This window comes from Streptomyces sp. NPDC088254 (assembly GCF_044740925.1).
Taxonomy (GTDB): Bacteria; Actinomycetota; Actinomycetes; order Streptomycetales; family Streptomycetaceae; genus Streptomyces.
Window position 1 is genome coordinate 447,503 of sequence record NZ_JBIURQ010000008.1, and the last position, 19,489, is coordinate 466,991.

At 73.1% G+C, this 19,489-nt stretch carries 15 protein-coding genes and 1 rRNA gene; 4 read left to right on the top strand and 12 right to left on the bottom strand.

Going from position 1 to position 19,489, the window contains the following annotated elements; all coding sequences use genetic code 11:
• Positions 1-96: 96 nt before the first annotated feature.
• A complete protein-coding gene (locus ACIOC0_RS24935) occupies positions 97-1,782 on the bottom strand; it encodes a CTP synthase (RefSeq protein WP_402157640.1) in 1,686 nt (561 codons plus the stop codon).
• A 544-nt stretch (positions 1,783-2,326) separates the two neighbouring features.
• Here ACIOC0_RS24935 and ACIOC0_RS24940 point away from each other — a divergent pair.
• Positions 2,327-4,129 carry a glycoside hydrolase family 15 protein gene (locus tag ACIOC0_RS24940; RefSeq protein WP_130444305.1) on the top strand — a complete coding sequence of 601 codons (1,803 nt, stop codon included), beginning with the start codon at positions 2,327-2,329 and terminating at the stop codon, positions 4,127-4,129.
• A 92-nt stretch (positions 4,130-4,221) separates the two neighbouring features.
• Entirely contained in the window at positions 4,222-5,871 is a 1,650-nt protein-coding gene (locus ACIOC0_RS24945; RefSeq protein WP_402157642.1) for a PucR family transcriptional regulator, read from the top strand.
• A 51-nt stretch (positions 5,872-5,922) separates the two neighbouring features.
• Here ACIOC0_RS24945 and ACIOC0_RS24950 read toward each other — a convergent pair whose 3' ends face one another.
• The 5 genes from ACIOC0_RS24950 to ACIOC0_RS24970 form a co-directional block, all read right to left on the bottom strand.
• Positions 5,923-7,044: a glycosyltransferase family 4 protein gene (locus ACIOC0_RS24950; RefSeq protein ID WP_402157645.1), complete on the bottom strand. Its 1,122-nt coding sequence runs from the start codon at positions 7,042-7,044 to the stop codon at positions 5,923-5,925.
• A 395-nt stretch (positions 7,045-7,439) separates the two neighbouring features.
• A complete protein-coding gene (gene recN / locus ACIOC0_RS24955) occupies positions 7,440-9,167 on the bottom strand; it encodes a DNA repair protein RecN (protein WP_402157675.1) in 1,728 nt (575 codons plus the stop codon).
• Between the two features lie 100 nt (positions 9,168-9,267).
• A complete protein-coding gene (locus ACIOC0_RS24960; RefSeq protein WP_130443973.1) occupies positions 9,268-10,173 on the bottom strand; it encodes an NAD kinase in 906 nt (301 codons plus the stop codon).
• Positions 10,170-10,985, bottom strand: a complete 816-nt coding sequence (locus ACIOC0_RS24965) for a TlyA family RNA methyltransferase (protein ID WP_130443971.1) — start codon at positions 10,983-10,985, stop codon at positions 10,170-10,172. The genes ACIOC0_RS24960 and ACIOC0_RS24965 overlap by 4 nt, the downstream gene beginning before the upstream one ends.
• A gap of 35 nt (positions 10,986-11,020) precedes the next feature.
• A complete protein-coding gene (locus tag ACIOC0_RS24970) occupies positions 11,021-11,275 on the bottom strand; it encodes a hypothetical protein (RefSeq protein ID WP_402157647.1) in 255 nt (84 codons plus the stop codon).
• A 42-nt stretch (positions 11,276-11,317) separates the two neighbouring features.
• Here ACIOC0_RS24970 and ACIOC0_RS24975 point away from each other — a divergent pair, with 42 nt between their 5' ends.
• On the top strand, positions 11,318-11,665 hold the full coding sequence (locus ACIOC0_RS24975; protein WP_402157649.1) for an SCP2 sterol-binding domain-containing protein: 348 nt from the start codon (positions 11,318-11,320) through the stop codon (positions 11,663-11,665).
• A 33-nt stretch (positions 11,666-11,698) separates the two neighbouring features.
• Here ACIOC0_RS24975 and ACIOC0_RS24980 read toward each other — a convergent pair whose 3' ends face one another.
• The 4 genes from ACIOC0_RS24980 to ACIOC0_RS24995 form a co-directional block, all read right to left on the bottom strand.
• Positions 11,699-12,577, bottom strand: a complete 879-nt coding sequence (locus ACIOC0_RS24980; RefSeq protein WP_402157650.1) for an ABC transporter ATP-binding protein — start codon at positions 12,575-12,577, stop codon at positions 11,699-11,701.
• A complete protein-coding gene (locus tag ACIOC0_RS24985) occupies positions 12,574-13,593 on the bottom strand; it encodes a FecCD family ABC transporter permease (protein ID WP_402157677.1) in 1,020 nt (339 codons plus the stop codon). The genes ACIOC0_RS24980 and ACIOC0_RS24985 overlap by 4 nt, the downstream gene beginning before the upstream one ends.
• A 92-nt stretch (positions 13,594-13,685) precedes the next feature.
• The gene (locus tag ACIOC0_RS24990) at positions 13,686-14,729 is read right to left on the bottom strand and encodes a FecCD family ABC transporter permease (protein ID WP_402157652.1); all 1,044 of its coding nucleotides are present in this window, start codon (positions 14,727-14,729) and stop codon (positions 13,686-13,688) included.
• A gap of 150 nt (positions 14,730-14,879) precedes the next feature.
• Positions 14,880-15,941, bottom strand: coding sequence for an HAD-IIA family hydrolase (locus ACIOC0_RS24995; RefSeq protein ID WP_402157654.1), 1,062 nt, complete (start codon positions 15,939-15,941; stop codon positions 14,880-14,882).
• A gap of 73 nt (positions 15,942-16,014) precedes the next feature.
• On the opposite strand from ACIOC0_RS24995, the gene ACIOC0_RS25000 reads away from it, so the two are divergent.
• The gene (locus ACIOC0_RS25000) at positions 16,015-17,298 is read left to right on the top strand and encodes a DUF1015 family protein (RefSeq protein WP_402157655.1); all 1,284 of its coding nucleotides are present in this window, start codon (positions 16,015-16,017) and stop codon (positions 17,296-17,298) included.
• An 89-nt stretch (positions 17,299-17,387) separates the two neighbouring features.
• Here ACIOC0_RS25000 and ACIOC0_RS25005 read toward each other — a convergent pair whose 3' ends face one another.
• Together ACIOC0_RS25005 and rrf are read right to left on the bottom strand one after the other, a co-directional pair.
• Positions 17,388-18,119, bottom strand: coding sequence for a hypothetical protein (locus tag ACIOC0_RS25005; RefSeq protein WP_402157679.1), 732 nt, complete (start codon positions 18,117-18,119; stop codon positions 17,388-17,390).
• Positions 18,120-19,398: 1,279 nt separating this feature from the next.
• Positions 19,399-19,489 (bottom strand): 5S ribosomal RNA (gene rrf, locus ACIOC0_RS25010); the annotation flags it as partial.

A 19,489-nucleotide genomic window follows, 5' to 3' on the forward strand; every position in this document is an offset into this window, starting at 1 on the left:
GCCTGTCCTTCCGTGTCCTGCGCGACCTGCCGAAACGAAACCGGGGTGCACTCCCTCGGGTAAGGGACGCACCCCGGCCACCGTACAACCGGTGTGTTACTTCGCGGTCTTCTCCGCGCGCTGGGCCTGCTGGCGCTCGACGGACGCCTTCACGAGGCCGGCGAACAGCGGGTGCGGGCGCGTGGGACGCGAACGCAGCTCGGGGTGCGCCTGCGTGGCCACCAGGTACGGGTGGACGTCGCGGGGGTACTCCACGTACTCGACGAGCTTGCCGTCCGGGGAGGTGCCGGAGAACAGGAGGCCCGCCTTCTTCTCCAGCTCCGCGCGGTAGGAGTTGTTCACCTCGTAGCGGTGACGGTGGCGCTCCTCGACGTACTCCTTGCCGTCGTACACCTCGCGCACGATGGAGCCCTCGGCCAGCTTGGCCGGGTACATGCCCAGACGCATCGTGCCGCCCATGTCGCCCTCGCCCGCGACGATGTCGAGCTGCTCGGCCATGGTCGAGATGACCGGGTGAGCGGTGGCGGAGTCGAACTCGGTGGAGTTGGCGTCGGGGATGTCGGCCAGGGTCCGGGCGGCCTCGATCACGATGCACTGCAGGCCGAGGCAGAGGCCGAGCAACGGGATCCTGTTCTCGCGGGCGTACTTGATCGCTCCGACCTTGCCGAGGACGCCGCGGTCGCCGAAGCCGCCGGGGATGCAGATGCCGTCGACGTCGCCGAGCTGCTGCGCGGCGCCCGCCGGGGTCTTGCAGTCGTCCGAGGTGACCCACTTGATCTTCACGCGGGCCCGGTGGGCGAAGCCGCCGGCGCGCAGCGCCTCGGTGACCGAGAGGTAGGCGTCCGGCAGGTCGATGTACTTGCCGACCAGGGCGAGGGTGATCTCGTGGTCGGGGTTGTGGACGCGGTCGAGCAGGTCGTCCCAGGTCGTCCAGTCCACATCACGGAACGGCAGGTCCAGCTTGCGTACGACATAGGCGTCCAGGCCCTCGCCGTGCACGGTCTTGGGAATGTCGTAGATCGAGCGGGCGTCGGGACAGGCCACGACCGCCGCCTCGTCCACGTCGCACATCAGCGAGATCTTCCGCTTGATCGCGGTGGGGACCTCGCGGTCGCAGCGCAGCACGATCGCGTCCGGCTGGATGCCGATGTTGCGCAGGGCGGCGACGGAGTGCTGGGTGGGCTTGGTCTTCAGCTCGCCCGAGGGACCGATGTAGGGCAGCAGGGAGATGTGCACCACGAACACGTTGTCCCGGCCGACCTCGTGGCGGACCTGGCGGACGGTCTCCAGGAACGGCAGCGACTCGATGTCGCCGACCGTGCCGCCGACCTCGGTGATCACGACGTCGACCTCGTCCGTCGCCATCCGGCGGATGCGGTGCTTGATCTCGTTGGTGATGTGCGGGATGACCTGCACGGTGTCGCCCAGGTACTCGCCGCGCCGCTCCTTGGCGATCACGGTGTTGTACACCTGGCCGGTGGTGACGTTGGCGGAGCCGTCCAGATCGCGGTCGAGGAAGCGCTCGTAGTGGCCGATGTCCAGGTCGGTCTCGGCGCCGTCGTTCGTGACGAACACCTCACCGTGCTGGAAGGGGTTCATCGTGCCGGGGTCCACGTTGAGGTAGGGGTCCAGCTTCTGCATCACGACGCGCAGGCCACGGGCCTTGAGCAGCATGCCGAGGCTGGAGGCCGTCAGACCCTTGCCGAGCGAGGAGGCGACACCCCCGGTGACGAAGATGTGCTTGGTCGTCGTGGTGCTGTTTCGGAAAGCAGCGGGCGGCATGGCCAAGAGGGGGCTCCCGTGGTCGCGGTATGGGGGTGCGGTACGGCGCCACGGAGGCTTTCACCAGCGGATTCCGCCGGAGGTCTCCGGGGGTGCCGTCGCTGCGGTTCGGGGGTTTCGTGCCCACCGGTCCACGGGCTACCAGGGTATCAGCGCCTCGGGGAGATGGCTTCCGGCCACCCTGCGCGCACGGACCGCCACGGACGTGCGCACACACACGCGCCCGTCACCCGTTGCTCACCCGTTCGGCTCACCCGCGTTGCCCGGAGCGGCACCCAGATCATCTACGTGCGTCGTATCCTGCTCGGACACTCACTGCCGAGCCCGTCCTTCCGAACGCGGCACCACCCCCGTCCGTATCCATCGGAACAACGAGAGTTCGTCAGTTCGTTGAGCAGAGATCGGCGTTTTTGCCAACACGGCTGGGCGACTGCTTTGCTTCAAGGCTCAACGACGCAGTACGACGTAATCACAACATCCCCCTTGACCGCACTGAGCGACAGCCCCCTCGTGGGGTGACGTGGCCGTTCGACTGGAGTTGCACGTGGCCGGGCGCATCGAAGACTACGCACTCATCGGAGACATGCAGACAGCCGCGCTGGTCTGCCGTGACGGCACGGTGGACTGGCTCTGCCTGCCCCGCTTCGACTCACACGCGATCTTCGCAGGGCTGCTGGGCACCGAGGAACACGGCTTCTGGCGCCTCGGCCCCGCCCACGCCGCCGACACGGAACCGCCCCGGGCGGTCCGGCGCGGCTACCGCGGCGACTCGCTCATCCTGGAGTCGGAGTGGGACACCCCGCGCGGCACGGTCCGGGTGACCGACTTCATGCCGCCGCGTGACGGCGCCCCCCAGCTCATCCGCATCGTCGAGGGCGTCTCGGGCCGCGTCCCCATGCGCTCCACCCTGCGCATGCGCTTCTCCTACGGCCGGGTCGTCCCCTGGGTGCACAAGCACGAGGGCCGCACGGTGGCCGTCGCAGGACCGGACTCCGTGTGGTTCGACGCAGAGGCGGAGACCTACGGCAAGTCGCTGACCACGTACGCGGACTTCACCGTCACCCCCGGTGAGCGGATCGCGTTCAGCATCTCCTGGCAGCCCTCCCACAAGGAGCCGCCGGCGCTGCCCGAGCCGGAGCAGTCGCTGGAGGCGACGGAGGAGTTCTGGCGCGAGTGGGTCGAGCACTGTACGTACCACGGCCCCTACCGCGAGGCCGTGATCCGCTCGCTGATCACGCTCAAGGCCCTGACCTACGCGCCCACCGGCGGCATCGTCGCCGCGCCCACGACCTCCCTGCCCGAGGACATCGGCGGCGTCCGCAACTGGGACTACCGCTACACCTGGCTGCGCGACGCGGCCATCACCCTGTCCTCGCTGCTGCGCACCGGCTACCGCGAGGAGGCCCGCGCCTGGCGCGAGTGGCTGCTGCGCGCGGTCGCCGGCGACCCGGAGAACCTCCAGATCATGTACGGCATCGCCGGCGAGCGTGAGCTCGGCGAGGCGGAGCTGGACTGGCTGCCCGGCTTCGAGAACTCCGCGCCGGTCCGGGTCGGCAACGGCGCCGCCCACCAGCTCCAGCTGGACGTCTACGGCGAGGTCACCGAGGCGCTGCACCTCGGCCACATGACCGGCCTCGCCCGCAACGACTACGCCTCGCTGCTCCAGCTGAAGCTGATCCGCTACCTGGAGAAGCACTGGGACGAGCCGGACGAGGGCATCTGGGAGGTGCGCGGCCCGCGCCGCCACTTCGTGCACTCCAAGGTCATGGCCTGGGTCGCGGTGGACCGCACGATCAAGCTGATCGAGTCCGGCGACGCGGACGGCCCGCTGGAGCGGTGGCGCGAGCTGCGCGACGACATCCACCGGGACGTGTGCGAGAAGGGGTACGACAAGGAGCGCAACACCTTCACGCAGTCCTACGGCTCGAAGGAGCTGGACGCCTCGCTGCTGCTGATCCCGCAGATGGGTTTCCTGCCGCCCGACGACAAGCGCGTCATCGGCACCATCGAGGCGATCCAGCGGGAGCTGTCCACCCCGGACGGCTTCATCCTGCGCTACCCGACCTCGGGCGGCGAGGAGGGCGTCGACGGCCTCCCCGGCGACGAGGGCGCGTTCCTCGCCTGCTCGTTCTGGATGGCGGACGACCTCGCGATGATCGGCCGCGTGGACGAGGCCCGCAAGCTCTTCGAGAAGCTGCTGGCGCTGCGCAACGACCTCGGCCTCCTCGCCGAGGAGTGGGACCCCCGCCTCCAGCGCCAGGTCGGCAACTTCCCCCAGGCGTTCAGCCACGTCCCCCTGATCGACACGGCCCTCCGCCTGACGGCATCGGGGGCCTACGGAGGCTGAACGGCTCGTCCGCCCCGCGGGCGCGAGGCAAGGGAGTCACTCCCGGTCCGCGGGGAGTGAGCCGTCCGGTCGCCAGGGGTAGCGTCCGCTGCATGGACAGCCCCACGGACCACCGTTTCGACAGTCAGAGCGCCGGCATCACCGTGCGGCGCGCGCTGGAGCTGCCCGGTCTGCGCAGCGGGCTGCCGGAGGTCCTGGCCGGCGCCGAGCGGCTCGGGCGGACCGTGCGCTGGGTCCACGCGGGCGAGGTCCCGCACATCGCCTCCCTGCTCAAGGGCGGCGAGCTGCTGCTGACCACGGGCTACGGCCTCGGCAACCGTCCGGCCGAGCAGCGGGCATTCGTGCGCACCCTGGCCGAGCGGGGCATCGCCGCCCTGGTGATCGAGCTGGGCCCGCGCTTCACCCGCCTGCCCTCGGCCCTGGTGGAGACGGCGCGGACGACCGGCCTCCCGCTGGTCCAGCTGCACCGCGAGGTGGCCTTCGTGACCGTCACGGAGGAGGTGCACACCGAGATCGTCAACGGCCACTACGCCCTGCTCCAGCAGGCGGAGGAGGTGCACCGCCGGTGCACGCAGGCGCTGCTCGGCGGGGGCGGCATCCCGCAGGTGCTGGGCATCCTGGCCGACTTCAGCGGTAACCCCGTCTTCCTGGAGACGACGGACGGTCGGCTGCTGTACGCCGCCGGAGCCGGGCCGGAGGGCGCCGATCCGCTCCAGGTGTGGGAGGGCTTGCGCGGCCCGCACAAGGACGCGCCGCCGCCCGCCGGTTCGGCGCTGGTGGACGTCCCCGGGGGCGGTCCGGGCCCGGGGGCGGGTTCGGCGCGGGCCCGGCTCGTGCTGCTGCCCGTGCGCGGCCCGCTCGCTCCGGTGCACCGGATCGCCGCGGAGCGGGCGGCGGGGATTCTGGCCGTCGTGCTGATGCAGGCGCGGCAGGAGGAGGAGCTCGCGGCGCGGGGCCGGGGAGACTTCCTCACCGATCTCGCCGAGGGGCGGGTCGCGGCGGAGGACGCGCCGGCGCAGGCCCGCGTCCTGGGTTTCAGGCCCGGGGCCGGCCCGCTGCTGCCGGTGGTGATGCGGCTGGGCGACGTGCTCTCCCCGGGCGGCGGCTGGGCGGTGCTGGCGCGGGCGGTCGCGGAGGAGCTGGCGTCGGTGGGCGTGCCGGCGCTGCTGGGCGTGCGCCCGGTGGAGGGCCGGGTGCCTCTGCTGCTGGGGCTGCGCTCGGAGTCGGAGCGGCCGGCGGTGGCGGACCGGGTGGCGGCGGCGCTGCGGGCCGGGGTGGAGCGGGCCGGCATCCTGCGGCCGGGCGCCCAGCCGCCGGTCGTGGTCGTCGGGGTGGCGGGCGGCTGGGCGGCGGCGTCGGCGGGTCTGCGGCACTCGGCGGAGACGGCGACGGCGGCGCAGGGGCTGCCGGACCGCCCCTGGTACGACGCCCGCCGTCTGGACATCGACCTGCTGCTGTGGCGGCTGCGCGACCATCGCGATCTGGCGGCCTTCGTCGACCGCGCGATCGGCCCGGTCCGCGACCACGACCGCCGTTCCAAGCCGCCGCTGCTGCCCACGCTGGAGACGTATCTCGCCCATGCCGGCCGCAAGGCGGAGACGGCCCGCGAACTGCATCTGAACCGCCAGACGCTCTACAACCGGCTGGCCCGTATCGGCGAACTCCTGGGCAGCGACCTGGACGACCCGCAGACGGTTCTGGCTCTGAGCCTGGCTCTCAGGGCCCGCCGCCATGTGCCGTGAGCGTCCTGGTGCGCAGCCCGCGGACGAGGGGGGCAGCACACCGACACACGGTCAGATCATCGGCTGAGGTTGCGTCAACTCGTCGTAGACGCTGAGGACTTGGGCGACGGTCTCGTCCTCCGTGGGCCAGGTCGCGGCCTGGAGCCCGCCCAGGCGGCGCAGCCGTTCGCAGTGGTCGGGGTCGGCGAGGAGGCGTACGACGGCGGCGGCGAGGGCGTCCGCGTCGCCGTGCGGGACTAGTTCGGCCGCGTCGCCGACGAGCGCGCGCACCCCGCCGGTGAGGACGGCGACGAGCGGAACGCGCGCGTGCAGGGCCTCCTGGACCAGGGCCGAGCGTGACTCCCCGTCGCCGGGCAGCAGCGCGAGGTCGGCTGCGGCGAGCAGTTCGCGCACGTCGTCCCGGTGCCCGATGAGCCGGACGGGCAACTCCTCGGCCTCGATGCGCCCTTGGAGCTCCGCCCGCAACGGTCCCTCCCCCGCGACGACGACCAGCGGCAGCGGATCGAGGCGGCGCCACGCGCGCGCGGCGTCCAGCAGGACGTCATGGCCGCGATGACGGTCGAGGGGACCGGCGGCCACCAGCAACGGGCGTCCCGTCGCGCCGAGTTCGGCCCGCACCTTGGGCCCCGGCAGCTCCGGGTCGGCCCGCTCCCTCCGCGACACGGCGAGCGCCACGGCGGCGAGCCGCGCGTCCCGAGCGCCCGTGCGGCGGGCCCGGTCGACGAGGTCGGAGGTCGTGCCGAGCACCACGGCGGCGGCTTTCGCCACCCGCCGCTCCAGCAGCCGCAGCAGATGGGCGCGGGCGCCCTCGGCATGGGCCCGGCTGTGCCAGGTGACGACGAGCGGGGTGCGCCGCCCGCTGAGCGCGAGGACGGCCCGGAACGAGGCGTGCAGCCCGTGCGCGTGGACGAGGTCGGCGTCCGCGCAGGCCGCCCTCAGCGCCGCCACCGCGCCCGGGTCGCTGCTGCGCGGCACGTGCACGTGTGCGGCGCCGGCGTCCGTGAAGCCGTGGGCCTGGTCGGCCTCGGCGGGGGCGCACACCGTCACCCGCACGCCCCGTGCGACGAGCCCCGCGGCCAGCGAGCGCACGTGGGCGCTGCTGCCCGCGTTGCCGCCGCCCAGCACCTGCACGGTGCGCAGCGGCGACTGGCCGTGCGGTGAGTGGCTGCTCACGTGGCCGGGGCTCCTGGGTCGGCGTCGGACGGTCACGAAGAAACGTACGGAAGGGCCGGGCGAAGGGGTGGACCGCTCGAACTCCTCTCGTCCTGTGCCAAGGATGCCAGCACGTACGGGTGTTCCGTGCCGCCGAGCTGCCGCGTTCCCGGCAACACCGCCCCTGTTGTCACCCACACGAGTGAAGGAAGGCGGGGTTCCGTTCGATGTCACGCACCGAAGGGCGAAGGGCGGGACAGCGGCCCGTAGACCTCCGTCCCGCCCTTCACCAACCGTGCGTCCTGCGCGTCCGGCCGCTCGCGCCGCCGGCCCGCAGGCGAACGCGCCCCCGGGACGCGCCCCTTCCGCGCCCTACGCGCGTCCACGCGTCCCCCGCACGCGCCGCCGGTCGTCCGCTACACGTCCGCCCGCGCCGTCGCGAGCAGCTCCTCCGCGTGCGCCCGGGCCGTCTCGGAGTCCTCCTGGCCCGCGAGCATCCGCGACAGCTCCCGGATGCGCTCCTCGCCCTCCAGGACCTTCACGCCGGAGCGGGTCACCGACCCGTCGTTCGTCTTCTCCACCAGCAGCTGCCGGTCGGCGAAGGCCGCGACCTGCGGCAGATGCGTGACCACCACGACCTGCGCGGTCCTCGCGAGCCGCGCCAGCCGCCGCCCGATCTCCACGGCCGCCTTGCCGCCCACGCCCGCGTCGACCTCGTCGAAGAGATACGTCGGCACCGGATCCGTGCCCGCGAACACGACCTCCACCGCCAGCATCACCCGCGAGAGCTCACCGCCGGACGCGCCCTTGGCGATCGGCCGCGGCGGCGCGCCCGGATGCGGGGCGAGCAGCAGCTCCACCTCGTCGACGCCGGCCGGCCCGTAGGCGACGGCACGCCCGCCGACCTCCACGCCCTCCGCGTCCTCCGACTGCCTGATCTCGAACGACACACGCGCGTGCGGCATCGCCAGCGAGGCCAGCTCGGCGGTCACAGCGGCGGCGAACCGGTCCGCGGCCTCCGTCCGCGCGTCGGTCAACGCCTGCGCCAGCCCGCCCAGCTCCACCCGCAGCGCGTCCCGCTCCGCGGTCAGCTCGTCGATCCGCTCGTCGTCGCCGTCCAGCTCGGTGAGCCGTACGACGCCCCGCTCGGCCCAGGTCAGCACCGCGTCGACGCCCTCGCCGTGATGGCCGTACTTGCGGGTCAGCGCCGTGAGAGCGGCCCGCCGCTCCTCGACCGCCGCGAGCCGCAGCGGGTCGGCGTCGAGATCGTCGGCGTACCCGGCCAGCTCACCGGCCACGTCGCCGAGCAGGATGCCCAGCTCGCCGATCCGGTCCGCGAGCGCGGCCAGCGCCGGATCGTGCGACCGCACCGCCTCCAGGGCCCGCGCCGCGCCCGCGACGAGCGTGGCGGCGTCGATGCCCTCCGGGTCCTCGGGATTGCCGGCCAGCGCGGCGTGCGCGGCCGTCGCCGCCGAGGACAGCGCCTCCGCGTGCCCGAGCCGCTCCGCCTCCTCCGCCAGCTCCGCGTCCTCCCCGGCGCGCGGCTCCACGGCGCCGATCTCCTCCAGCCCGAAGCGCAGCATGTCGGCCTCCTGAGCCCGCTCACGCGCGCGCGTGGTGATCTCGTCCAGCTCGGCGGCCACGGCCCGCAGCCGCTTGTAGGCCTCGGTGTACTTGGCGAGCGGCACGGCCACCGCGTCCCCGGCGTACCGGTCGAGGGCCTGCCGCTGCCGGGACAGCTTCAGCAGCCCCTGCTGGTCGGTCTGCCCGTGCACGGCCACCAGCTCGTCCGCGAGGTCGGCGAGCAGGCCCACCGGCACGCTCCGCCCGCCGACGTGCGCCCGTGAGCGCCCCTCGGCGGAGACGGTACGGCTGATGAGCAGCGCGCCGTCGTCGAGCTCGGCCCCGGCCTCCCCGGCCCGTACGACCACCGAGGCGTCCGCGGGCACGGCGATCCGCCCCTCCACGACCGCCTTCTCGGCGCCGATCCGCACGAGCGCGGCGTCGGCGCGCCCGCCCAGGAGCAGGCCGAGGCTGGTGACCACCATGGTCTTGCCCGCGCCCGTCTCACCGGTGACGGCGGTGAAGCCGGGCGACAGCTCGACGACCGCGTCGTCGATGACCCCGAGTGACCGTATCCGCATCTCCTCCAACACGGAGAAGACCTTACGAGGTCGGAGCCGGGGAGTGCGAGGCACCCTGTCACCCGGGTGAGTGGAGTTCAGCGCACTGCCCGTGAACCGCTCAGTGCCGTGCCCCCCGCCACCCGGCCACCGGCAGCGCGAACTTCGCCACCAGGCGGTCGGTGAACGACGCGTGGTGCAGACGGGCGAGCCGCACCGGCACCGACCCGCGCCGCACCTCCACCCGGGCCCCCGGCGGCAGCTCGAAGGTGCGCCGTCCGTCGCACCACAGCACGCCCGGCGGGATGTGCGGCAGCAGCTCGACCGCGAGCACCGAGTTCGGCGAGGTAACCAGTGGCTTGGCGAACAGCGCGTGGGCGCTGATCGGCACCATCAGCAGCGCCTCGACCTCGGGCCACACCACCGGCCCGCCCGCCGAGAACGCGTACGCCGTGGAGCCGGTCGGCGTCGACAGGACGATGCCGTCGCACCCGAAGCCGGTGACCGGCCGCCCGTCGATCTCCAGCACGACCTCGAGCAGCTTCTCCGCGCCGGCCTTCTGCACCGCCGCCTCGTTCAGCGCCCAGTCGGTGTGCACGATGTCCCCGTTGCGGTGCACGACGACGTCGACGGTCATCCGCTCCTCGACCTCGTACGCCTTCGACACCACCCGGTCGACGACCTTGTCGAGGTCGTCGCGCTCGGCCTCGGCCAGGAAGCCGACGCTGCCCAGATTCACGCCGAGCATCGGCACCCCGGACGCCCGCGCGAACTCCGCGCCGCGCAGCAGCGTGCCGTCGCCGCCGAGGACGATGAGCAGCTCGCAGCCCTCCAGGCACTGCGGGGTGGCCTCGGAGACCAGCTCCACCTCGCTCGGCAGGGGCAGGTCGGCGGCCTCGTACTCGAGGACGCGGACCACGATGCCGGACCGCAGCAGCCCCTTGACCACAAGTTCCGCGCTGCGGATCGCCGCGGGCCGGCCCGTGTGGGCGAGCAGGAAAACAGTACGCGCTCGGTTCTGTGTCAACGCGGCCCCTCCGCCACTGCACGCTCGACATCGGCCGGGTCCAGGGCGGGCGCCCCGGCCCGGAGCCACAGGAAGTACTCCACGTTGCCCGACGGCCCGGGCAGCGGACTGGCGGTGACCCCCTCCGCCCCGAGTCCGAGGTCCCACGCCTTCGCGGCCACACCCCGCACCGCCTCAGCCCGCAGCTGCGGGCTGCGCACGACACCCCCGCTGCCCAGCCGTTCCTTACCCACCTCGAACTGCGGCTTGACCATCATCACCAGGTCGGCGTCCGGCTTGGTGCACCGCGCCAGGGCCGGCAGCACCAGCCCGAGCGGAATGAAGGACAAGTCCCCCACGACAAGATCCACAGGCTCCCCATCGATCGCTTCGAGCGTCAACTCGCGTACGTTCGTACGGTCCTTGACGGTGACGCGTTCATCGCTCTGCAGGGACCAGGCGAGTTGTCCGTATCCGACGTCGACGGCGACGACGTGCGCGGCGCCCGACCGCAGCAGCACATCGGTGAAACCGCCGGTGGACGCGCCGGCGTCCAGCGCCCGCCGCCCCTCGACGACGAGCCCCCGGGGCATGAACGCCTCAAGCGCGCCGGCCAGTTTGTGCCCGCCGCGTGACACGTAGTCGGGATCGTCGGCGTCGGTCGCGACGACGATCGCAGCCGCCGTCTCGACCTGCGTGGCCGGCTTGGTCGCGACGGTCTTGCCGACCGTGACCCGCCCCGCGGCGATCAGCTGGCCGGCGTGCTCCCGCGACCGTGCGAGCCCCCTGCGCACCAACTCCGAGTCCAGACGACGGCGTGCGACTCCTGCCACGTTCGGTTCAGCTCCTGTGTTGTCCGTACGGTGGATCAAAGCGGGGCGTCGAGCGCGGTGAGCGCGTCGCGCAGTCCCCGGTGGACATCCTCGTACACCTCGACGTGGCCGTCGGTGGCGAGGTGGTCGGCGTCGGCGAGCCGGTCCAGACAGGCGTCCACCTCGTCGTGGCCGGTGGGCGTGCGGGGGACGAGCAGCGGGGCGGGGGCGCCGGGGCCGGCCTCGCCGCCGCGCGGGTCGCCCTCCGGTGGGCCGTGCGGGACCTCGTCGTCCGGCGCTGAGTCGTTCATGCCTCGACGCTACCGCGAACGGCTGAGGTACCGTCGGGCGCTATGGCCACGATCGTGGAGTGCCGTACGGCACTGGAGAAGCTGTCGGACAAGATGCGGGACGCCGACGGCGACGTCCGGCAGGCCGCGGCCATGGACCGCTCGGTCAGCTGCCATGTCACCGACCTGGACGTCAGCTTCACGGGGCGCATGGCCGACGGCCGCATACAGGTCGAGGACACCCTTCAGGGGGCGCCGCCGCAGAAGGCGCAGATCCGGCTGGCGATGACCGGCGACGATCTGGTGGCCCTGGTCGACGGCGAGCTGAACTTCGCGAAGGCGTGGGGCTCGGGCCGGGTGCGGCTGGAGGCGGGCCTGCGCGACCTGTTCCACCTCAGGAAGCTCCTGTAGCGACCCGGCGCCCGGGCGCCCCCGCGAGCAGGCTCAGGAGGTCTCGACGGCCGCGACCTTCGTCACACCGCCCGCGCGTGCCTTCCGCGCCGCCGGCACCACCAGCGGGGTGCCCGTCTCCGGGTCGTCGATGACCTGGCAGCGCAGCCCGAAGACCTCCTCCACCGACTCCGCGGTGACGACGTCGCCCGGCGCGCCCTGCGCGACGACCGTGCCGCCCTTGAGCGCGATCAGGTGCGTGGCGTACCGCGCGGCGTGGTTGAGGTCGTGCAGGACGGCGACCAGGGTGCGGCCCTGCTCCTCGTGCAGCTCGGCGCACAGGTCGAGGACGTCGATCTGGTGCTGGATGTCGAGGAAGGTGGTCGGCTCGTCGAGGAGGAGCAGCGGGGTCTGCTGGGCGAGGGCCATCGCGATCCACACGCGCTGACGCTGGCCGCCCGACAGCTCGTCGACGTACCGGTCGGCGAGTTCACCGACGCCCGTGCGCGCCATGGACTCCCGTACGACCCGCTCGTCCTGCGCCGACCACTGGCGCAGGACGCCCTGGTGCGGATAGCGGCCCCGGCCCACCAGGTCGGCGACGGTGATGCCGTCCGGCGCGATCGAGGACTGCGGCAGCAGGCCCAGCGTCCGCGCGACCTTCTTCGCCGGCATCGACTGGATGACCTGCCCGTCGAGCAGCACCCGGCCCTCGTTCGGCTTCAGCATCCGCGACAGCGCCCGCAGGAGCGTCGACTTGCCGCACGCGTTGGGGCCGACGATCACGGTGAAGGAGTTGTCGGGGATCTCCACCGACAGTTCTTCGGCGATGACGCGCTGGTCGTAGGCGAGGGTGACGTTCTCGGCGGACAGGCGGTTCACGGTGCTCCTAGCGTTGTTCGTCCCGCTGCCTGCGGGAGTGCGGGGGCTCATATCCGGCCCGACCGGCGCTCGGCGACCAGCAGCCACAGCAGGTAGACGCCACCGAGGACGCCGGTGACCACGCCCACGGGCAGCTGTCCGTCGCCGAACAGCCGCTGGGCGGCCCAGTCGGCGGTGACCAGCAGGGCGGCGCCCATGCACAGGGAGGGCACCAGGTTGGGTCCCGGCGAGCGGGTCAGCCGGCGGGCGAGCTGCGGCGCGGTGAGCGCGACGAAGGCGACGGGGCCGGCGGCGGCGGTGGCGGACGCGGTGAGCAGGACGGCGGCCACCATCAGCAGCAGCCGTACGCGCTCCACCCGGACCCCGAGGGCGTTGGAGACGTCGTCTCCCATCTCCATCATCCGCAGGCCCCGCGCGTTGGCGAGGACGAGCGGAACGAGCACGCAGAACAACGCGAGCAGCGGCCACACCTGCTTCCAGTCACGGCCGTCGAGCGAGCCGGTCATCCACACCACCGCGCGGGCCGCGTCCACGAGGTCCGCCTTGGTGAGCAGATAGCCGTTCACGGCGGTGGCGATCGCCGACACGCCGATGCCGACCAGCACCAGCCGGTAACCGTGCACACCCCGCTTCCAGGCGAGCAGATAGATGGCCGCGCCGGTCACCAGACCACCGGCCAGCGCGCCTGCGGCGACCTGACCGGCGGAGCCCGACAGCAGCACGATCACCACGAGCGCGCCGGCCGTCGCACCCTGCCCGAGGCCGAGCACGTCGGGGCTGCCCAGCGGATTGCGGGACACCGCCTGGAACACCGCGCCGCCGAGCCCCAGCGAGGCCCCGACCAGCAGCCCGACCAGGACGCGAGGCAGCCGCAGCTCGGTGACGATGAACTCCTGCCCCTCGGTGCCGTTCCCGGCCAGCGTCTTCAGCACGTCCCCGGTGGAGATCGGGAAGTCGCCGGTGCCGATCAGCACCACGCTCGCGGTCAGCGCGGCGAGCAGCAGCAGCACGACGACGGCCAGGGCACGGACGTCCACACGCAGGGAGATCCCTCCGGGCCCGCGCAGCGCGCGGACAGCGCGGGACGTCCGGGCGCCCCGGCCCGCCTGACCGGGCCGGGCCGTTTCTCGTTCCCGCGGTGCGGTGTGGGATGCGCTCTTCACAGCTGGGCCGTCCTCCGCCGTCGTACGAGAAAGATGAAGACCGGGCCGCCGATGATCGCGGTGATGATGCCGACCTGGACCTCCGACGGACGGGCGACGACCCGCCCGATCACATCGGAGCCGAGCAGCAGCACCGGCGAAAGGACCGCCGCGTACGGCATGATCCAGCGCAGATCGGGGCCGGTGAAGGAGCGGACGACGTGCGGGACCATCAGCCCCACGAACACGATCGGCCCGCAGGCGGCGGTCGCCGCGCCGCACAGCACGGTGGCTGCGAGCATCGACAGCGCCCGGGTCCGGCCGAGGTGCGCGCCGAGCGCCCTGGCGGTGTCGTCGCCCATGGCCACCGCGTTCAGCGGACGGGCCAGGGCGAGCGAGAGCAGTGTGCCGACCGCGATGAAGGGAAGCACCTGCCGGATCGTGTCGTCGGTCGCCGAGGACAGCGAACCGACCGTCCAGAATCGCATCTTGGCGAGGGCCGCCTCATCCATGATCATCACGGCCTGGACGTAGCCGAACAGCGCGGCGCTGATCGCGGTGCCGGCGAGCGCCAGCCGCACCGGCGTGGCGTTGCGGCTGCCGCCGAGGAACCACACCAGCGCCCCGACCGCCGCCGCGCCGAGGAACGCGAACCACACATAGCCGCTCAGGCTGGTGACGCCGAAGTAGGTGAGGGCGGTGACCACGGCGGCCGAAGCGCCCGCGTTGATGCCGAGCAGACCGGGGTCGGCCAGCGGATTGCGGGTGAGCGCCTGGAGCACGGTGCCGGCCAGCCCGAGCGCCGCCCCGGCCAGCAGTCCCAGCGCGGTCCGCGACAGCCGCTCGTCGACGACGACGTCCGCGTACGTCCCCGTGCCCTCGAACACGCCGTGCCAGACCTGCCCCATCGACAGCTCCTTGGCGCCGATGGCGATGCTCGCCACCGCCACCAGCAGCAGGACCGAGACGGAGACGAGCAGTCCGACGGCACGTATCGCCCGGCGGGTTGGGGGCGCGGGGGCGGTCTCCGCGCGCTGTTCGGGAACACTGTCGACCAACACGCAGTTAGGTTAGCCTACCCTCCCAACCTCACCCGATCCCCGGTCACGCGCCGGACGCCTACCACCTGGTCGCCGGCCGGACGCCTGACTCGCTGCCGACCAGCCGGCCCCGGACGGGCCGCCTGGTCGCCGCCGGGGCCGCGGACCGTCTCACAGACCCAGCCGTGCCAGCGCCTTCCCCGCATCGAGCCCGCACGAACCCTCGCCCGCCGACGTCCACGCCGCCGCGCACAACGCCCGCAGCCCGTCCAGGACTTCGCCGTCCCCGTCCAGCCGCAGCCTCCCCCGCTCCCGGCCTCCCTCATCCTGGCCGACCGCCCCGTCCGCCGTCGCCGTCCAGCCGCCGCACCGGAAACCGTCACCGTCCGCCGTGACCTCCGGCTGTCCGGTGAGCACCCCCCGCAGATCGGCGTCCACATACGTCGGCCGGTGCTGCGGCGGCGCGGCCAGAAGCTGCGCCCCGTCCGTCACCCCGGTGAGGACCAGCAGCGAGTCGACCCCGCCGTTGAACGCGCCCTCGATGTCGGTGTCCAGCCGGTCGCCGACCACCAACGGCCGCTCCGCGCCCGTCCGCAGAATCGTCTCCCGGTGCATCGGGGGCAACGGCTTCCCCGCGACCTGCGGCTCGGCACCGGTCGCGATCCGCACCACTTCCACCGCGGCCCCGTTGCCCGGAGCGATCCCCCGCCCGCTGGGAATCGTCAGATCGGTGTTGGACGCGAACCACGGCACCCCGCGCGCGACCGCGTAGGACGCCTCGGCGAAACGCCCCCACGGCAGATCCGGGCCGCCGAACCCCTGCACCACGGCCGCCGGGTCGTCGTCGGCGGACTCCACCGGCACCAGCCCGCGCTCCCGCAGCGCGACCCGCAGCCCCTCCCCGCCGATCACCAGCACCCGCGCGCCCGTGGGCACCTGCTCGCTGATCAGCCGGGCCACCGCCTGCGCCGAGGTGATGACCTCACCGGCCTCCGTCGGAATCCCCAGTTCCGTCAGATGCCCCGCCACCGCGTCGGGCGTCCGCAGCGCGTTGTTGGTGACGTACGCGAGCCGCATCCCGCCCTCGCGAGCCCGCTCCAGCGACTCGACGGCGTGCGCGATCGCGCTCCCGCCCGCGTACACCACCCCGTCCAGATCGAGCAGCGCCGTGTCGTACGCCTCGCTCAGGGCCCGCCCACTGGCCTCGGGCCTCGTCCTGACGCTCGGGCTCATTCCGCATCGCTCCTCGTTCGCTCGCTGTTCCCTCGATCATCGCGCACGCCACTGACACACGTACGATGCCGGGATGAACACTGCAGGTCACTCGGAAGCAACGGCGCCCCGAGGCCTGGAACTCACCCCGTTCCGAGGCCTGCGCTACGACCCCGACCGGGTCGGCAGTCTCGCCGCCGTCACGTCCCCGCCGTACGACGTCGTCGTCCGCCCCGACGGCCTGCACCAGCTCCAGGACGCGGATCCGCACAACATCGTCCGGCTGATCCTCCCTCAGGCCACCACACCGGCCGTCCGCAACGAACAGGCCGCGAAGACCCTCCGCGGCTGGCTCGCCGACGGCGTCCTGGCCCCCGATCCCGAACCCGCCCTGTACGTCTACGAGCAGCGGCACGCCGACGGCATGCTCCAGCGCGGCCTCATCGGAGCCCTGCGCGTCTCCGAACCGTCCGACGGCGTCGTCCTCCCCCACGAGGACGTCATGCCCCACGTCGTCGCCGACCGCGCCGCCCTCATGCGCGCCACGTACGCCAACCTCGAACCGCTCCTGCTCACCTACCACGGCGACGGCGCGACGGCGGACGTCGTGGACCGCACCGCCGAGCGCCCCCCGCTCCTGCACACCACCACCGAGGACGGCTACAGCCACCGCCTGTGGTCCATCACCGACCCGGACCAACTGGCCCGCGTCCAGGCCGACCTCGCCCCCCACCAGGCCCTGATCGCCGACGGCCACCACCGCTGGGCGACCTACCGTCGTCTACGCGCGGAGCACCCCTCCCCCAGCCCCTGGGACCACGGCCTGGTCCTCCTCGTCGACACGCTCCGCTACCCGCTGCGCGTCCGCGCCATCCACCGCTTGCTGCACGGTCTGCCCGTCTCCGACGCCCTGGCCGCCGTCGACGGCCTGTTCCGCGTCCGCCGCCTGGACGTCGCGCTGCCGGAGGCGCTCACCGCCCTGGCGGACGCGGCCGCCGCGGGAAACGCCTTCCTCCTGGCCGGCGACGGGGCCTTCCACCTCCTCGACCGCCCGGACCCGAAAGTCCTCGCCCGGACCGTCCCCGCCGACCGCCCGCCGGCCTGGCGCTCCCTGGACGCGACGGTCCTGCACTCGACGCTCCTCCACCATGTCTGGCACGTCCCCGAGGACGACCCGGCCCGCATCGCCTACATCCACGACACTGCCGCCACCGTGGAGAAGGCGGAGCGCGACGGCGGTACGGCCGTCCTGCTGCACCCGGTCCGCGAGGAGGTCGTCCGCCACCTCGCCCGCCAGGGCGTCACCATGCCCCGCAAGTCCACGTCGTTCGGCCCGAAGCCGGCCTCCGGCCTGGTCCTGCGCGCACTGGACCTCTGACGCCGGGGCTCTCCCGACCCCCGGTACGCGAAAGGGGCGGGACCCCGGTCGTGGCGACCGGCGTCCCGCCCCTTCACTTCACATGCGCCTCAGCTCTGAGCGTCGTCGTCGCTCTCGGCCGGCTCGTCCTTGACCGCGTCCTCGTCGAGCGCGTCGACGAACTCGACGCCGTCCAGCTCGGCCAGCCGGTCGGACGCGTCCGTGCTGCCGTCCCGGTCGGCCTCGACGGCCTTGGCGAACCACTCCCGCGCCTCGCCCTCACGCCCGGCGGCGAGCAGTGCGTCGGCGTACGCGTACCGCAGTCGCGCGGTCCACGGCTGCACGGAGTGGGAGGCCAGCTCCGGGCTCTGCAGCGTCACGATCGCCGCGTCCACCTGCCCCATGTCGCGCCGCGCGCCGGCCGCAACGAGCCGCATCTCGACCTGCGCGGCCTTGTCGAGCTTGTGCACCTCGGGGGCTCCGGCCATGTCCAGCGCCTTCTCCGGCCGCCCGAGCCCGCGCTCGCAGTCGGCCATGACCGGCCACAGCTCCACGCTGCCCGTCATCCGCCGGGCCGCCCGGAACTCGGCGAGCGCCTCGCTGTACTTCTGATTGGCGTACGCCGCGAACCCGGCCGCTTCGCGCACCGCGGCGACGCGCGACGCGAGCCGCAGCGCCACCTTGCTGTACCCGTAAGCGCCCTCGGGGTCCTCGTCGATGAGACGCGCGACCATCACCAGGTTCTTGGCGACGTCCTCGGCGAGCGTCTTGGGCAGGCTCTGGAGTTCCTGCCGCACGTCCTTGTCGATCTCGTCGCCGGTGACGTCCTCCGGGATGGGCAGCCGCTTGATCGGCTCCCGGTCGCGGTCACGGTCCCGCTCGTCACGGAACCGGCCACCGCCACGGCGGTCGTCCCGCCGGTCGTCGCGCCGGTCGTCACGCCCACGGAAGCCGCCCGGTCGCCCGCCGCGGTCGTCACGACGGGGGCCACCACGGCCACCGCGGTCGTCCCTGCGGTCGTCGCGTCCGCGGAAGCCACCGCGGTCACCGCCGGGGCGGGAGTCGTCGCGGCGGAACCCACCACGATCGCCACCGGGGCGGCTGTCGTCGCGGCGGAACCCACCACGATCGCCACCGGGGCGGCTGTCGTCGCGGCGGAACCCACCACGGTCACCGCCGGGGCGGCTGTCGTCGCGGCGGAACCCACCACGGTCACCGCCGGGGCGGGAGTCGTCGCGGCGGAACCCACCACGATCGCCGCCACGGTCGTCCCTGCGGTCGTCACGACGGTCATCTCGCCTATCGTCACGGCGGAAGCCGCCGCGGTCGTCCCTGCGGTCATCACGTCGGAAGCCACGGTCACCGCCCCGGTCGTCGCGACGGCCGTAAACACCGCGATCGTCGCGGCGGTCGTCCCGACGCTCGTCGCGCCGGTCGCCGGTGCGGCTGTCGTCACGGCGGAAGCCGCCGCGGTCACCGCCACGGTCGTCGCGCCGTGCGTAGCCGCTGCGCTGGTCATCGCGCCGGAAGGCCGGCCGGTCGCCACGGTCGCTCCGCTCGTCACGGCGGAAGCCGCGGTCGCGGTCGTCGCGCTGGAACGCCGGACGGGAACCCCGGTCGTCGCGCTGGAACGCCGGACGGGAACCCCGGTCGTCGCGCTGGAACGCCGGACGGGAACCCCGGTCGCCTTCACGACGATCGTCGCGGCGATCATCGCGCCGGCCGTAGCCGCCACGGTCACGATCGCCGTACCCGCCACGCGGGCTGTCGCCCCGCCGGTCGTCGCGGCGGTCGTCACGCCGGTCGTCACGCCGACCGAATCCGCCGCGGTTGTCGTCCCGGCGGCCGTAGCCACCGCGATCGTTGCCACCACGGTCGCCGCCGGGGCGGTCGCCGCCGCCGCGCCGATCGTTGTCGCGGCGGTCGAAGTCGCGGCGGAAGCCACCTCGTTCACCGCGATCGCCACGGCCACCACCGTCCCGTCGCCGCTGGTCGCGCTCCGGTCGGTCGTCGGGAGAGTTGGTGGACATGGTGACTCCTGTCTTCGGTACTGCACAAGCATATAAAAAAGGACCCCTGGTCCCAGCGTGAACGCTGGGACCAGGGGTCCTTCCAAAGATTGTTCGGCGGCGTCCTACTCTCCCACAGGGTCCCCCCTGCAGTACCATCGGCGCTGTGAGGCTTAGCTTCCGGGTTCGGAATGTAACCGGGC

Excerpts from the sequence above, each read along its gene's own strand:
- ACIOC0_RS24935 (WP_402157640.1), bottom strand. The coding sequence starts at position 1,782 with ATGCCGCCCGCTGCTTTCCGAAACAGCACCACGACGACCAAGCACATC.
- ACIOC0_RS24945 (WP_402157642.1), top strand. The coding sequence starts at position 4,222 with ATGGACAGCCCCACGGACCACCGTTTCGACAGTCAGAGCGCCGGCATC.
- recN (WP_402157675.1), bottom strand. The coding sequence starts at position 9,167 with ATGCGGATACGGTCACTCGGGGTCATCGACGACGCGGTCGTCGAGCTG.
- ACIOC0_RS24970 (WP_402157647.1), bottom strand. The coding sequence starts at position 11,275 with ATGAACGACTCAGCGCCGGACGACGAGGTCCCGCACGGCCCACCGGAG.
- ACIOC0_RS24975 (WP_402157649.1), top strand. The coding sequence starts at position 11,318 with ATGGCCACGATCGTGGAGTGCCGTACGGCACTGGAGAAGCTGTCGGAC.
- ACIOC0_RS24980 (WP_402157650.1), bottom strand. The coding sequence starts at position 12,577 with ATGAGCCCCCGCACTCCCGCAGGCAGCGGGACGAACAACGCTAGGAGC.
- ACIOC0_RS24995 (WP_402157654.1), bottom strand. The coding sequence starts at position 15,941 with ATGAGCCCGAGCGTCAGGACGAGGCCCGAGGCCAGTGGGCGGGCCCTG.
- ACIOC0_RS25000 (WP_402157655.1), top strand. The coding sequence starts at position 16,015 with ATGAACACTGCAGGTCACTCGGAAGCAACGGCGCCCCGAGGCCTGGAA.